The organism is Coleofasciculus sp. FACHB-542, assembly GCF_014695825.1.
Lineage (GTDB): Bacteria > Cyanobacteriota > Cyanobacteriia > Cyanobacteriales > FACHB-T130 > FACHB-T130.
Window position 1 is genome coordinate 179,597 of sequence record NZ_JACJPB010000017.1, and the last position, 15,837, is coordinate 195,433.

10 protein-coding genes are annotated in these 15,837 nt (G+C 46.1%); all 10 read left to right on the forward strand.

The features are described from left to right. The first annotated feature begins 179 nt into the window (after nt 1–179). Nucleotides 180–1,499, forward strand: a complete 1,320-nt coding sequence (locus tag H6F52_RS04415) for a four-carbon acid sugar kinase family protein (RefSeq protein ID WP_190532220.1) — start codon at nt 180–182, stop codon at nt 1,497–1,499. Nucleotides 1,500–1,629: 130 nt separating this feature from the next. Then, a complete protein-coding gene (gene minC, locus H6F52_RS04420; protein WP_190432437.1) occupies nt 1,630–2,430 on the forward strand; it encodes a septum site-determining protein MinC in 801 nt (266 codons plus the stop codon). A gap of 298 nt (nt 2,431–2,728) precedes the next feature. Further along, a complete protein-coding gene (minD, locus tag H6F52_RS04425; protein WP_190411646.1) occupies nt 2,729–3,535 on the forward strand; it encodes a septum site-determining protein MinD in 807 nt (268 codons plus the stop codon). Nucleotides 3,536–3,555: 20 nt separating this feature from the next. Further along, nucleotides 3,556–3,843 carry a cell division topological specificity factor MinE gene (minE, locus tag H6F52_RS04430; protein ID WP_190426276.1) on the forward strand — a complete coding sequence of 96 codons (288 nt, stop codon included), beginning with the start codon at nt 3,556–3,558 and terminating at the stop codon, nt 3,841–3,843. A 507-nt stretch (nt 3,844–4,350) separates the two neighbouring features. Beyond that, complete coding sequence (locus H6F52_RS04435; RefSeq protein ID WP_190532223.1) at nt 4,351–5,913, forward strand: PKD domain-containing protein; 1,563 nt, start codon at nt 4,351–4,353, stop codon at nt 5,911–5,913. A gap of 1,458 nt (nt 5,914–7,371) precedes the next feature. Then, a complete protein-coding gene (locus H6F52_RS04440; RefSeq protein WP_206754025.1) occupies nt 7,372–8,070 on the forward strand; it encodes a hypothetical protein in 699 nt (232 codons plus the stop codon). Between the two features lie 1,969 nt (nt 8,071–10,039). Then, nucleotides 10,040–10,888, forward strand: coding sequence for a choice-of-anchor L domain-containing protein (locus H6F52_RS04445; protein WP_190411652.1), 849 nt, complete (start codon nt 10,040–10,042; stop codon nt 10,886–10,888). Nucleotides 10,889–11,830: 942 nt separating this feature from the next. After that, nucleotides 11,831–12,649, forward strand: a complete 819-nt coding sequence (locus tag H6F52_RS04450; RefSeq protein WP_190525564.1) for a choice-of-anchor L domain-containing protein — start codon at nt 11,831–11,833, stop codon at nt 12,647–12,649. A gap of 445 nt (nt 12,650–13,094) precedes the next feature. Further along, the gene (gene atpD, locus H6F52_RS04455; protein WP_190411654.1) at nt 13,095–14,543 is read left to right on the forward strand and encodes a F0F1 ATP synthase subunit beta; all 1,449 of its coding nucleotides are present in this window, start codon (nt 13,095–13,097) and stop codon (nt 14,541–14,543) included. Between the two features lie 98 nt (nt 14,544–14,641). Next, on the forward strand, nt 14,642–15,058 hold the full coding sequence (gene atpC, locus H6F52_RS04460; protein ID WP_190428339.1) for an ATP synthase F1 subunit epsilon: 417 nt from the start codon (nt 14,642–14,644) through the stop codon (nt 15,056–15,058). Nucleotides 15,059–15,837 lie beyond the last annotated feature (779 nt).

Consider the following 15,837-nt stretch of genomic DNA (forward strand, 5'->3'; position numbering starts at 1 on the left):
AGTTTGAAGCAGTTATAAAAATAGAAAAGCGATTCTATCCTTCTATCCAAACAAATTATTGCAGGCGATCGCCTATACTAATAAATTAAAACTTTCTGTCACGAATTTGAAGCATTGGAGATTAGAGTCAGCGTGCAGAAAGAGATGAGAAAATTATAGGGGCAGCGTTCGGATTTAGCATGACAACCAAACCAAAAATTATTGTCCTTGATGATGACCCTACTGGTTCTCAGACGGTTCACGGCTGCTTGCTGCTGACGCGCTGGGATGTAGATACCTTGCGGTTGGGGTTGGCGGACGAGTCACCGATTTTCTTTGTACTGACGAATACGAGGGCGCTGACTCCAGAAGAAGCGGCAAAGGTTACTAGAGAAGCTTGTCACAACTTGAAGCAAGCCATTACCCAATCAAACACCGATGATTTTCTAATTGTCAGTCGTTCTGACTCCACTCTGCGCGGACATTATCCAGTCGAAACAGATGTGATTGCCGAAGAATTGGGTTCCTTTGATGCCCATTTCCTGGTTCCTGCCTTCTTTGAGGGGGGACGAGTGACCCGCGACAGCGTACATTATCTGATAATTGACGGCGTTCCGACACCCGTTCATGAAACTGAGTTTGCCCGCGATTCAGTCTTTGGCTACCACCATAGTTATCTGCCTGATTATGTGGAGGAAAAGACAAAAGGTAGAATTCCAGCTAACAAGGTAGAACGCTTTTTACTTGCAGATATTCGGGCTGGAAGTTTGGAACGGCTGATGAACCTCAGTGGCAATCGGTGCGGCGTCGTAGATGGGGAAATTCAAGCAGATTTAAACCGCTTTGCAGAAGATATTCTAGCAGCAGCCAGTCAGGGAAAACGCTTCCTATTTCGCAGTGCTGCCAGTATCTTAACCGCCTTGGCTGCTTTGCCTCCGCAACCTGTAGCCGCAGAAGATATGGCGCAATATGTGCGGGAAGGCAAACCGGGCGCAGTGATTGTCGGTTCTCATGTCAAAAAGACGACACAACAGCTAGAACAACTGCTAAAAGAACCGGGTACAGTTGGCATTGAAGTAGAGATTGAACGTTTACTTGATGATTCTGCCACTGCGTTAGGAAGTCTCCTGAAGGAAACACTGGAAAAGGTTCACGCAGCGTACAATTCGGGGAAAACGCCTGTAGTTTACACTAGCCGCAAAGAACTTACTTTTAAGGATGTGCAAACGCGGTTACTGTTTGGGGAAGATGTTTCTGCTTTGTTGATGGATATCGTACAGGGTTTACCTGCAAATATTGGGTTTCTCATCAGCAAAGGCGGCATTACTTCTAATGATGTGTTGAGTACAGGTTTGGCGTTAACTTCAGCGCGGTTACTCGGTCAAATTCTGCCCGGATGTTCAATGGTACGGACTTCAGAAAATCATCCCCAATTTCCGAATTTGCCTGTGGTATTGTTTCCCGGCAACGTGGGGGATGCCGATGGGTTAGCCACGGTTTACCGGCGTCTGAGTCAGTAGCGTTAGCCAACGGAAGGTTGAAGGTTGAGGAATAAGAAGTTCTCCCCTTGCCCTCTTGTCTCCTTGCCCTGATGCCGCTTGCCTATATCATGGATAATTAGTCAATCCACCCAGGTCAGGCTTTTCGTCCATGACTTCTGATTCGTCCGTTCCGATAGCTGTTTCAGTTGTTCCCGAAAATACAGGGGAAGTAAATTGCCACGAACAAGTCCGCATCAAAAGCGACCAGAGGTGGCTGACATTAATTTTGCCCCCGGAAGCGGAGACACCCACCACGGCTAGCTGGTCTGACCTTTGGCAACAGCTGAAGCAGCGCCTCAATGCCGGTGAACGCTTCTGGCAGCCGAATACAGAGGTGCATTTGGTGGCAAAAGATCGCTTATTAGATGGACGCCAGCTGCAAGCGATCGCAGATGCCCTTGCCGAAGATCGGTTGCAACTCAAGCGTGTCTACACCAGTCGCCGTCAAACTGCTGTTGCGGCAGCAGCAGCCGGTTACTCGGTGGAACAGGCACCTCCGGTTTCCCCCCTCAATCAACCGCCTTCGCCGCCAACGACTGTATTAGCTGAACCCCTATATGTGCAAACGACTGTGCGTTCGGGAGTGGAAATTCGTCATCCCGGTACTGTCATTATCCTGGGAGAAGTGAATCCGGGCGGCAGCATCATCGCATCGGGCGATATCTTAGTGTGGGGACGTCTGCGCGGGATTGCTCATGCTGGTGCCGAGGGCAATCAAGAGTGTTTAATTATGGCGCTACAGATGGAACCCACCCAACTGCGAATCGCTGATTATCTGGCGAGGGCACCGGAAAATCCACCCGCTCAATTTTATCCGGAAGTTGCCTACGTAACGCCGGAAGGAATTCGGATCGCAAGAACAACTGAGTTTTCTAAAACTCAGTCTTTATCGATGGGGGTTGGACGTTAAAGAGGCAATCTAGGGCGAGTGATAAGTTCTGTAGGGGTTGTAAGGGCGATGTCTACTTGGTGCCTGCCCTCAGTTTGGCGCTAGTTTTAAGTTAAGGCGTTATTATTTTTGAGGAGTAAGTATATACTGAACTCAAAACAAAAAAACTCAAAAATAATTGATTGACCTAATTTAAAACACCAAAATCAAAACTCTCTCAAGGGCGAATTTACTAGGCATAGCTGTGGGAGAATAGACAATTCGATTAAACTCGCCCCTATACATTCACGCACTAAAACGAAGCTAAGAACTTTTCAACATGAGTCGCATTATTGTGATTTCCTCCGGCAAAGGAGGGGTGGGGAAAACCACCGTAACGGCAAATTTAGGTATGGCTTTAGCTAGGGCGGGGCGTCAAGTTGCTCTAGTCGATGCGGATTTTGGCTTGAGAAATTTGGATTTGCTGCTGGGGCTGGAAAATCGGATTGTCTACACGGCGGTTGAAGTCCTGGCAGGCGAATGTCGGTTAGATCAAGCGTTGGTGAAAGATAAGCGGCAACCGGGACTGGTATTATTACCCGCTGCCCAAACCCGAACCAAGGAGTCAATTAGCCCAGATCAGATGAAACAGCTGGTTAATGAATTAGCTGCGAAGTACGAATATGTCTTGATTGACTCTCCGGCGGGGATTGAGATGGGCTTCAAGAATGCGATCGCTGCCGCCCAGGAAGCCTTGATTGTGACAACGCCAGAAATTGCCGCGGTACGGGATGCTGACCGGGTTGTCGGCTTACTAGAAGCCCAAAACATTAAGCGTGCCCACCTGATCGTCAACCGCATTCGACCGGCAATGGTGCAAGCCAATGACATGATGTCGGTAGAAGATGTGCAGGAACTTCTCGCCATTCCTTTAATTGGTGTGATTCCTGACGATGAGCGGGTCATTGTCTCCACCAATCGGGGCGAACCTCTGGTACTGGCTGAAAATCCCACCCTACCGGGAACGGCATTTTTCAACATTGCCCGCCGCCTAGAAGGGGAGCCAATTGAGTTTCTGAATTTGGATGCTGGGAATGACAACTTCTTTTCTCGCATCCGAAAATTATTGTGGTCTAAGATTATCTAACCTTCACATCTGCCCGATCCATGATTAGCGAACTTTTAGAACGACTTTTTCCTCGCATTAGTGCTGACAACAGCCGCGCGGAAGTCAAGCGCCGCCTGCAATTGGTCATTGCCCACGATCGAGCTGATTTAACACCAGAGATGGTGGAGTCAATGCGGAAGGAAATCTTGGAAGTCGTCTCTCGCTATGTCGAAATCGAGGCAGAGGGGTTGGAGTTTTCTCTAGAAAGTAACCAACGGGCAACGGCATTGATTGCCAATTTGCCCATCCGGCGGGTCAAAGCAGATGCGGAGCCTGGGGATACATAATAGCGATCGCTCCTGAATGCGCTCAATGCGATCGCGCTCATGCGAAGCGAGGCGTTAGCCTAGCGCTGAAAGAGTCAGTTCGCTACTGTGCATAGGAACTTCCTGACATCTGCGGGAGGGGGGCACTCATCCTATTAAAGCCTTCATCAAGTTTTTAATCCTATTTTTATTTCTTGAAACTAAAATAAATCGGCTTCTTTCTCAGGCTTTTATGTTCTCCTGTCTCCTAAGAGCGAACTTAAGTTTTCATGCAAACTTAGGGCGAATTAATCTAATTCTTCATCTAACTTCATCCCCTGTCTAAAGCCAAACTTAACCGGATTGGTTGTTTTTACTGCTGTGGGTGGATAGGAAATTTATGGGTTGCCTTTAACAATAAAAAGAGAATCACTCCAACATTTAAAACTCTTTTTCCACAAAAAAAGAGCTTTTCAGGAGTCCGAGCGGGGCATCGATAAAACCCGTTGCAGCATTAATAATATCTACTTTTGAGGATGAGCCGGTTCAATGACTACCTCTTTGTGGAAACATCTATCAGCCGGTGTCGCGACCACCTGTATCGCTTTGGGAACAGCCGCACCCTCTTTAGCAACCACTCTCTCCGGTTATGCAACGACCGGAAACATGATGAGTGGGATGCAGATTACAGTTGGTTTCCTGGATGGGACTTCCCAAACGGCAACTTGGGGGGTGACAGATTCTATTTCGGGAGGAGCATTTGGAAATGGCTGGTCTCTCACCCAAGCGGGTAATACATACGGTTACGATCCAGCCTATGGTGCATACGGCTGGAGATTGACCCACTCCGGCGTCAGCCCCATTGCCTCGCTGCTAATCAATGCAATTCCTGGAAATGCCGTTTTTGATACTTATCCTTATTTAAATGGTCCCCAGAATACGCCTGGGTCAGCAGAGGGTTGGGAGTTCCAGGTACTATCAGGGCAATCTCCCTCTGCCTATGCCTACTCAGTTCCGATTGACATTTCAAGAGGCGACTTATTTGGGGCACTGTCGATGTCCTGGAACGGCGGATTTAACGGGACAATGCGATTTATCGCCGATACGGATAGCGGCACCACCGCCGATCCAGTGAAGCCCTTAGAACCACCACCCCCACCGCCACCACCTCCACCACCGCCACCACCGCCACCACCGCCACCACCGCCACCACCTCCAAACATCGCGCCGGTTCTAAGTTTCGACAATTACACAATTTATGAGGGTCAATCGGTATCGCCGATACTGTATGCGACCGATCCCGATCCCGACTCGATCGCCTTCTTGCTAAATGGGAATGTCGTTGGTAGCGATCCAAATACTTCAGGAGTCCGTGCATTGTCCGTACCCTTAGGGACTTATGCAGATGAGGGAAGTTTTGCCTTAACGGCGCAAGCACAGGATAGTCGAGGTGAGAATAGTGTGCCCGTCACTCGAACGCTGACGGTTCTGAATGTTGCCCCCACCATCACTAGCCTGACCCCAAATTTAACCATTAAAGAAGGCGATCGCTTTAATTTTGATGGCACCGCAACCGATCCGGGAATCTATGATGTTCTCACCTACAATTGGGACTTAGATAACAACGGTCTGTTTGATAACTTCACTGGACCCAACGGGCAATCTTCCTTTGCCGATGAAGGTTTCAACCCCATCGGGTTGCAAGTCTCAGATGGCGATGGCGGGTATGCTAACGGTGGTTTTAACGTGACGGTTGAGAACGTTGCCCCCACCATTACTAGCATCACTTCGGCGCTCACGGTTTTAGAAAACCAGAAGTTTGATTTTGCGGCTACCGCAACCGATCCGGGCATCCTGGATCTGCTCAGCTTTGACTGGGACATCAATAATGATGGCATTTTTGATGACTTCACCGGCACGGCGGGGCAGTGGGCTTTTAGCAATAGCGGGACTTATACCGTTGGCTTGAGAGTCTCTGATGGCGATGGTGGATTTGCTTTCAGTTCTTTTGATGTGACGGTTGAACACGTCCCCGAACCTTCGAGTGCGATCGCTCTATTGGCGTTTGGTGCTGTTGGTGCGGGTGCTATCCGCAAGCGCAAACATCCCTAAAAAATTAGCTTCTTGGTTAGGCAGGTTGGCACAGCCCAACCTGCTGATTTCTCATATCTAGATAAAAATTTTGTCAAAAAGCGAATGCTAAGAGCATATTGCTTCTCCCCAATTTATAAACGGGAAATTCCATATAAGTTTATGTAGGACTAAAAAAGGGAAAAATTTCAGTTACAAATCGTACAGTAGCTTTTCAAATGGCTAGGTAGCAACCATGTGGGAAAGTCATATATTTGGTGCGACCCTTGTATGGTTTGAATCTCTGAAACTGCCTATCAAGCGGCATTTCCAAATCAATAATCCCAAATCTAAAGTTCAAAATGGGATGACGTGGAATCCACAGGTTTAGGAAGTGTCTGGAGAACCAGATTCTGCATTCAGGGGATGGGTGATTAGTGCTAATAATCACAATGAAATGCTGAAGCGAAAATGGGAACAGAAAGCTAGGGATAAACATCCTTAACTAACTGCAAGGAAAAATTAGCAATTGCCGGATCTTCCTTGGAAGGCATCGCAATTGTTACCAGAGATGAGAGGTGTATTGGGCAATACTATTTGCTACTTCACGTTACATCCAACACGCTAGCTGCAAAGCAGCTACTTTGCAGTTAGCCTATGCCGCAATGATTTGGCTGCTCTCCCCAAACCTCTTTTTCAAAGGAGAAAATTTCGTCAAAGCCTCTTATTTAAGGGGGGGTGGGGGATATCCAATAACGACTTTGCGTAGTTTATGGCGGATTGGGGAGTATCTGCACGGCGCGAGCCGAAAAAGCGCCAAATCAGCGCCAAATCAGCGTTCTGCATCCCTAAAACCCGATGCGATCGCCTCTAGAAAGTGAAGTTGCAGGGCGATCGCGCTGAAAGGCTATTAAACTCCTATTCTCAACAGCGAGCCTTTATTAAAAATTCATGAAGCCTTCGTATAATTTTTTACGAATTAGCATTAACCGAGTCATATAAATTCAGTCTGAGGGCTGATTTCGGCTTCCGATTTTGATTCAAATTAGCGATTTTAATATATTGTTTCAATAAAGATTATCGAAAGGTACTGGTAATCTATTCAAAAAATATGCCAGACTTTGCACAGAAATATGTACAACAAAATTTTGATTTTTAAAAGTATACAAAGACACAAGGAGATTTGTAGGTTTTATTGAAACAACAGTGATATTGGCACGTCAGAGAATATACGGTTATCAACATTTAACTGTATAGGCACGAAGTTGTAAAAAGTTATATCCAGAGCGGCTTTGACGAACGGTTGACACAAAACCTTCAAAATTCTTCTGTAGCGATTGATTCTATCTGAGAGTAACCGAAATCCTCATTAGTCATCCTTGGCGGTGCTTGGGCTTGAGATCGCCACGAAATCCTCAAGATTCCCTCAATCCGAACGGGCAACCTATACAGTCAATATTCACTTTTTTAGAAAAAAGTTTTATGAGTGCCTTGAGTTTTATGAAAAAACTATCTATGACTGCTGCTGGAGTAGCCTGTTTCTCCGTGGGAGGGATGTGCGCGAATGCACCCCCCCTCAAAGCGGCAATTCTCGCAGTGGATGATTCAGCGTCATGGGCAACAGGGTCAAATGCCCTATCTAAGCTGGGTTTCAATATGGTTCAGGTAGAAAATAGTTCCCTACCAGAGTTTTCGATTCTCTCGACTCTCTCGTCGCCGTTGGGCAATTTGACCTTCAGCCCCCAGGTTCAGAAAATAAATATTAATTCCGGTTGGACAACCTGGAGTCATGGCTACACCGGGGAGGTATATTTTAGCGGCTGGAATGTCTTAACCACGACGATTACACTGCCTGGCGGTATTAGTGCATTTGATTTATATGTGGAGCCAAACCTCTTTGGCTTATTCGACATCGCCGTAACGGGTATGAATGGTACCTCGACCACCCTGTTGCAGAAAGTCAGTGGTTTGTCAGGTGCTAAGTATTTTGGGTTCTACGCCACTGAGGGAGATTTCCTTTCCACCATCAAAATTACTGATCTCTCGAACGGTGCTGCTCATGGGTTTGGCATGGCTGAGTTTCGTCTGGCATCCCGTACAGTTGCGGCTGTTCCTGAATCCTCTTTTGGCTTGAGTATATTAGCGTTTGGTGCGTTAGGTTCCGTTTCGTGGCTATTGGGGAAACGGCAAAACAAATAGGAAAACAGTCCTAAGTGAATATAAAACCAATATTGAGAACTGCTGTGTCTTCCATCCGGAGGCACGGCAGTTTTTTTGAGAAGGGATGTTGAATTTGAGTGTCCCTATCACAGCGATCGCATCCATCGCTGCATGAAGGATAGCGATCGCAGCGTGTATTGCCTTCCGCTGTATTAAGGGGAAGTCTCTGGGAATCGTACAGCCTCCGAAGGATGTTCTTGAACCCAGCTTAATCCTTGGCTTGTCGAGCGTTGAAGGCACAGCGATTTTTTTACGGCTATTAACTTGCTCTTGGTGCCGTCATCTCGTTACTGATTCAACGATGAGGGCAATATCCGCCACTGGCAGAAATCCACAAACGATACGGTACTCTCTCTTGATTGAGGACACAAAGGAGCGATCGCTCTGAATTCACTTGCCTCACCCAAAGGTGCGAACTGACAAGTCAGCGCTTCGCTATCGCGCTAGAGGCTCATTCACCAGTGCGATCGCGTCTTGCCTAAAATGCCTTACAAGCGATCGCCCGAAGATAAAGCGAATGTATTCCGGACAAATTCCTGGCAATCGTCGAAACAAGCAAAAAGCACTAAAAGCTTAATCCGGCTGGGATGGCAAAGATAGTTTAGGTGGTTGAGTGCCTATCTTAGGCATAAGAGTACGACGTTTAACCCAAAACCCAATTTTGACTGCTAGCTAGCTGTGTCTTTTAGGAGGCACAGCTTTTTTTATGGCTACTCACTTGCTCTTGGTGCCGTCATCTCGTTACTGATTCAACGATTAGGGCGATCTCCGCCGCTGGCAGGAAGCTAAAGGTGATACGGCATTGTCTCTCGGTTGAGTATACAGGAGAGCGATCGCTCTGAATTCACTTGCCTCACATAAAGGTGCGAACTGACAAGTCAGCGCTTCGCTATCGCGTCTTGCTCATCCACTAGCGCGATCGTAGTGCGTCTTGCCTAAGAATGCCTTACAAGCGATCGCCCGAAGATAAAGCGAATGTATTCCGGACAAATTCCTGGCAATCGTCGAAACAAGCAAAAAGCACTAAAAGCTTAATCCGGCTGGGATGGCAAAGATAGTTTAGGTGGTTGAGTGCCTATCTTAGGCATAAGAGTACGACGTTTAACCCAAAACCCAATTTTGACTGCTAGCTAGCTGTGTCTTTTAGGAGGCACAGCTTTTTTTATGGCTACTCACTTGCTCTTGGTGCCGTCATCTCGTTACTGATTCAACGATTAGGGCGATCTCCGCCGCTGGCAGGAAGCCAAAGGTGAGACGGTATTCTCTTTCGATTGAGTATATAAGAGAGCGATCGCTCTGAATTCACTTGCCTCACATAAAGGTGCGAACTGACAAGTCAACGCTTCGCTATCGCGTCCTGCCTAAGAATGCCTTACAAGCGATCGCCCAACGATGAAGCAAAGTCTTGCAGGCACATTGTGGACAATAAAAACTTGTTACTACGCAATCGTACTTAAGTAAATTTACGTAGCTGTCAACTTAGAGCTTCATAGAATCTTCATTTATTTTTGAGCAGCAAATTACTATTAAAGCTTTATTGGAGAAGAAATTCCGCAACTATTCTTCCTTTACAACTTATTTTATTATTATAAACTTTCTGTAAAGCTACGGATAAATTTTGATCAGTAAACACTATGTCTGGAAAGGGTTTCACGACTTGATGACTGACAAGTAGAAACAACATTAAAACCTAAGTAATTTCTACAAATCGTTTTTTTCTAACTTTACAGGATTCACTTATTGACATTTTGAGTTAAATATACACCTGTATAAGGGCTGAAGAATTATCAAAATTAATGCTAGCCCTTCCGAAATACGCATACTTTTACCTGTATTCAAAGTAAGCCTAAGAAACGAACTTTCTAAGTAGTTACAGCTTCTGTTTATAAAAAAGCTGCGAACACCTAGGCATTTTCACTGCCAGCATCTATCTTGTATGAGACCGACTATGAATCTTTTTGCTAAAATCTCTGCTTCAGCCGCTATTGGTGTTACTGCTGCCCTGACGATGTTTGGGAATTCGGCAATGGCGTTCACAGTAACTCCAAACAACAATACGAATGCTTTGCTGCAAGCCTTGTTGGGCGACACGACTGGATTGAGTAACTTTTCGGTCAATGCCACAGGCAATGCTACTGCTTTTGGTCTTTTCAGTGACGACCCCTTCGGTTTGAAAGATGGCATCATCTTGAGTACCGGGAATGTCACCAATGTAGTGGGTCCTAATAATGCTCCAGGTAATGGTACAAGTTTCGGAACACCAGGTGATACGGAGGGTTCCTTTGATTTGGCTCAGCTCGATATTAGCTTTGACGCTGACGCTACCGTAGATAAGCTGTTCTTCGAGTATGTCTTCGGCTCGGAAGAGTTCCTAGAGTACGCTGGTACCGGGTACAATGACTCTTTTGAACTGTTGCTTAATGGTGTCAACCTAGCTAAGTTGACCGATGGCAAAACCGTCACGATTAACAACCTTGTTCCCAATCTCAACAGCCCTTATCACGCCGACTACATTGACAATCCAGAAGGGAGTCCTGGCACTGAGTTAGATGGCTACACCAAAACCTTGGCTTTCGAGGGTTTGCTGAACAAAAATGCCAAGAACACTCTCAGCATCAGGATTAAGGATGTAACTGATAGTCAATTAGATTCGGCTGTATTCATCAAAGGGAAGTCTGTGGGAGTCGTAGAGCCTCCGAAGGATGTTCCCGAACCCAGCTTGATGCTTGGTTTGCTGAGTGTTGGTGGTATGACCTTGATCAGCCGTCGCAACAAGCAAAAAGCACTAAAAGCTTAATCCGGCAGGATGGCAAAGATAGTTTAGGTGGTTTGCCTATCTTAGGCGCAAGAGTCTGATCTTGGACTCAGAACGCATAATTTTGACAAAGCTGTGTCTTTACAGAAGGCACAGCGATTTTTTTTATGGCTACTAACTTGCTCTTGCTGCTGTGATCTCGTTACTGATTCAACGATGAGGGCAATCTCCGCTGCTGGCAGAAACCCAAAGGTGAGACGGCATTCTCTCTCGATTGAGTATACAAGAGAGCGATCGCTTGGAATTCACTTGCCTCACATAAAGGTGCGAACTGACAAGTCAGCGCTTCGCTATCGCGTCTTGCTCATCCACTAGCGCGATCGTAGTGCGTCTTGCCTAAGAATGCCTTACAAGCGATCGCCCGACGATGAAGCCAAGCTCTTGCAGGCAGATTGCAGCCAATAAAAACCTGTTCTACGTAATACTTTTTAAGTAAATTTACGTAGTTGTCAACTTAGAGCTTCATAGAATCTTCATTTATTTTTCAGCAGCAAATTACTATTAAAGCTTTATTGGATAAGAAATTCCGCAACTATTCTTCCCTTGCAAGTTATTTTATAATTGTAAGTTTTCTGTAAAGCTGCGGATAAATATTGATGAGCAGACACCTTACATGGAAAGGCTTTCATGCCTTGATAGCTGGTAAGCAAAAACAACATTAAAGCCTAAGTAATTTCTACAGTTCGTCTTTCTCCAACTTTATAAGATTCACTTATTGACATTTTGAGCCGAATATAGATTTGTATAAGCGCTGAAGAATTATCAAAATTAATCAGTAGCTTTTACGAAATACGCATACTTGTACCTGTAGTAAAAGTAAGCCTAAGGAACAAACTTTCTAAGTAGTTACAGCTTCTGTTTATAAAAAAGCTGCGAACACCTGGGCATTTTCACTGCCAGCATCTATCTTGTATGAGACGAACCATGAATCTTATTAGTAAAATCTCTGCTTCAGCCGCTATTGGTGTTACTGCTGCCCTGACGATGTTTGGGAATTCAGCAATGGCATTCACGGTAACTCCAAACAACAATACGAATGCTTTGCTGAATGCTCTGTTGGGCGATACGACTGGATTGAGTAACTTTTCGGTCAATGCCACAGGCAATACTGATGCTTTTGGTCTTTTCAGTGACGACCCCTTCGGTTTGAAAGACGGCATCGTCTTGAGTACCGGGAATGTCACCGATGTAGTCGGTCCTAATGATTCTGAAGGTACTTCAGGTTCTGGAACGTTGGCTCAGCTCGATATTAGCTTTGATGCTGGCGCTTCAGTAGAGAAGCTGTTCTTCCAATATGTCTTCGGCTCGGAAGAGTTCGTAGAGTGGGGTGGTTCTGCGTACAACGACTCTTTTGAACTGTTGCTCAATGGCGTCAACCTAGCGAAGTTGACCGATGGCAAAACCGTCACGATTAACAACCTTGTTCCCAATGCGGCTGGTCCTTATCATGCCGACTACATTAACAATCCCCTAGGGAGTCTTGGTACTGAGTTAGATGGTTACACCAAAACCTTGACGTTTGAAGGTTTGCTCAACAAAAACGCCAAGAACACTCTTAGCATCAAGATTAAGGATGTAGGAGATACTTCATTCGATTCCGCTGTGTTCATTAAAGGTAAGTCTGTGGGAGTCGTAGCGCCTCCGCAGGATGTTCCGGAACCCAGCTTAATGCTCGGCTTGCTGAGTGTCGGTGGTATGACTTTGATGAGCCGTCGCCACAAGCAAAAAGCACTAAAAGCTTAATTTGGCTGGGATGGCAAAGATAGTTTAGGTGGTTTGCCTATCTCAGGCACAAGAGTAAGACCTTAGATCCGAAGCATAATTTTTGATAGTGCTGTGTCTTTCAGGAGGCACAGCCATTTTTTTATGGCTACTAACTGGCTCTTGGTGCCGTCATCTGGTTACTGATTCAACAATTAGAGCAATCTCCGCCACTGGCAGAAATCCAAAGATGATACGGTACTCTCTCTCGATTCAGAACACGAAAGAGCGAACTGACTTTTTCTGCGCGAGGCGTTAGCCTCGCTTCGCATGAGCGCGATCGCATCCTATATTCCTATATGGGGATCAACTCAAGCCGCCAGACAGATTCGGCATCCTTTCAGTGGTACTCTGGAAAATGGCATTGCTAAATGTTAAGACTGTTTTCCCGTATCTATACAGATAGATTCACAACATAGGCACAAGCATGGTAGCCACCACAGACAAGACAAACGTAGGGCGTATTACCCAAATCATCGGTCCCGTTATCGATGCGGAGTTTCCCAGCGGCAAAATGCCGCAGATTTACAATGCCTTAAAAGTTGAAGGCAAAAACGAAGCCGGACAGGACGTGTCCGTAACCTGCGAAGTGCAGCAACTTTTGGGTGACAACCAAGTGCGTGCTGTTTCCATGAGTTCCACCGATGGTTTGGTGCGCGGCATGGAAGTAGTAGACACCGGCGCTGCCATTACCGTACCCGTTGGCCCTGCCACTCTGGGTCGGATTTTCAACGTTCTTGGCGAACCCGTAGACAATAAAGGGCCAGTCAATACTGAAGAAACCTTCCCCATCCACCGTCCGGCTCCCAAGTTCACTGACTTGGAAACGAAGCCATCGGTGTTTGAAACCGGAATCAAGGTGTTAGACCTGCTGGCTCCTTATCGCCGTGGTGGCAAGATTGGTTTATTCGGCGGTGCTGGTGTTGGTAAAACCGTCATTATGATGGAACTGATCAACAACATCGCGATCAATCACGGTGGTGTGTCTGTGTTCGGCGGTGTGGGAGAGCGTACCCGCGAGGGAAATGACCTCTACAACGAAATGAAAGAATCTGGGGTTATCAAAGAAGATAACCTCAGCGAATCGAAAATCGCTCTAGTCTACGGTCAGATGAACGAGCCACCCGGAGCGAGAATGCGCGTTGGGTTAGCCGCACTGACAATGGCTGAGTATTTCCGCGATGTCAGTAAGCAAGACGTGCTGCTGTTTATCGACAACATCTTCCGGTTTGTGCAAGCGGGTTCGGAAGTATCAGCGCTACTGGGACGGATGCCTTCTGCTGTGGGATATCAGCCGACTCTGGCAACAGATATGGGCGACCTGCAAGAGCGAATCACCTCCACCACCGAAGGTTCGATTACCTCAATTCAGGCCGTCTACGTACCAGCCGACGACTTGACCGACCCCGCGCCAGCAACCACCTTTGCTCACTTGGACGGAACCACTGTGTTGTCTCGTGGCTTAGCAGCGAAGGGAATTTATCCCGCTGTTGACCCGCTAGATTCCACTTCCACCATGTTGCAACCCAGTGTTGTTGGTGAGGAACACTACGCGATTGCTCGTGAAGTTCAGGCAACGCTACAGCGCTACAAAGAGCTGCAAGACATCATCGCCATTCTGGGTCTGGATGAATTGTCTGAAGATGACCGCTTGACGGTGGCTCGTGCGCGTAAAATTGAGCGTTTCTTGTCTCAGCCGTTCTTCGTGGCAGAAGTCTTCACCGGATCTCCAGGGAAATACGTGAATCTGCAAGAAACAATCAACGGTTTCAAGAAGATTCTGTCTGGAGAGCTGGATTCATTGCCAGAGCAGGCTTTCTACATGGTCGGCAATATTGAAGAAGCGATCGCTAAAGCTGAAAAAATCAAAAGCTAGTCCATAGGCATTTGCCATTAGTCATTAGCCTTTTTTCACTGGCTAATGACTAATGACCAATGACCAATGACCAACTAACAACTGACAACTCACAAATTATGGCTTTAACTGTTCGCGTTGTTTCTCCCGACAGAACTGTCTGGGATTCTAGTGCTGAAGAAGTAATTCTGCCTAGCACTACAGGTCAACTCGGTATCCTCAGCGGTCATGCTCCTTTATTGACCGCACTGGATATCGGTGTCATGCGTGTCCGTTCTGGTAAAGATTGGGTGCCCATCGCCCTCATGGGTGGCTTTGCAGAAGTGGATGAGAATGAAGTAACCATTCTGGTTAACGGTGCCGAGCGCGGCGACAAAATCGATCGGGAACAAGCCCGTGCTGCTTATACCGAAGCTGAGGCGAGGCTTAATCAGGTTGAGGGTGGTGGTTCCCGTCAAGAGCAAATTCAAGCAACTCAAGCCCTCAGACGCGCCCGCGCTCGTTTTCAAGCTGCTGGTGGCATGGTTCAAGCCTAAAGTCTGTCAACACTCAAGTCTTCTGAAAAGCTTCTCCTGTAACTCAACGGGAGGAGTTTTTCGTTTGGGAGAGGTTAAAAATCATGAGTATTGCACTCAGCGAAGCGATCGCTTGCTTGAGAAATTTAGAGCGTTTGTCAGTTGGGTGGAATATAGTGCAGCTCTAACGTTCGGTAGGGACTTTTTGACTGTCATGTCTTTACAGATGTATCCCACTTCTCAATTCATCTGCAACTAATTTGGGACAGCTAATGGCAAGATTGCTAATCAATGAACAATTAGCCATAAAAAACAATATTTATAAAATATTCCCATACCTGAGAATCTTTCCATCTGTTCACGCTTAAATGATCGAGCCAATTCATAATGTATATTTCGGCTAAAAAATACTATAAATAAATACACAAATATTTTTACTGATTAATAATTATTTTTACACTTCCACATCTGCTTTTGACGAAAAATGATTAACCACTAGCCTGCTTTGTCTAAAAAATCAGGTTTGCTGCTGAATGGTCGAATATTAATCCTGCTACCTGTCGAAAGTTAAAAAATGCAAAGTTGAGGCAGGTCTCAAAAAGGCTTCAGTTGCAATGAATTCAACAAGCAGCCTATAAAAACCAAAGCAAAAATAGCCAGCTTTATGAAAATTTCCTAAAGCAAAATACCCATCTTTATCAACTCTTTAAAGTATTCAATATCTAATTAATCATTCCTTCATCAAAGCTGTGATATTACGGAGTGACCCAGAAAAATTGGGGACTGTAGAGTTGCCGCAA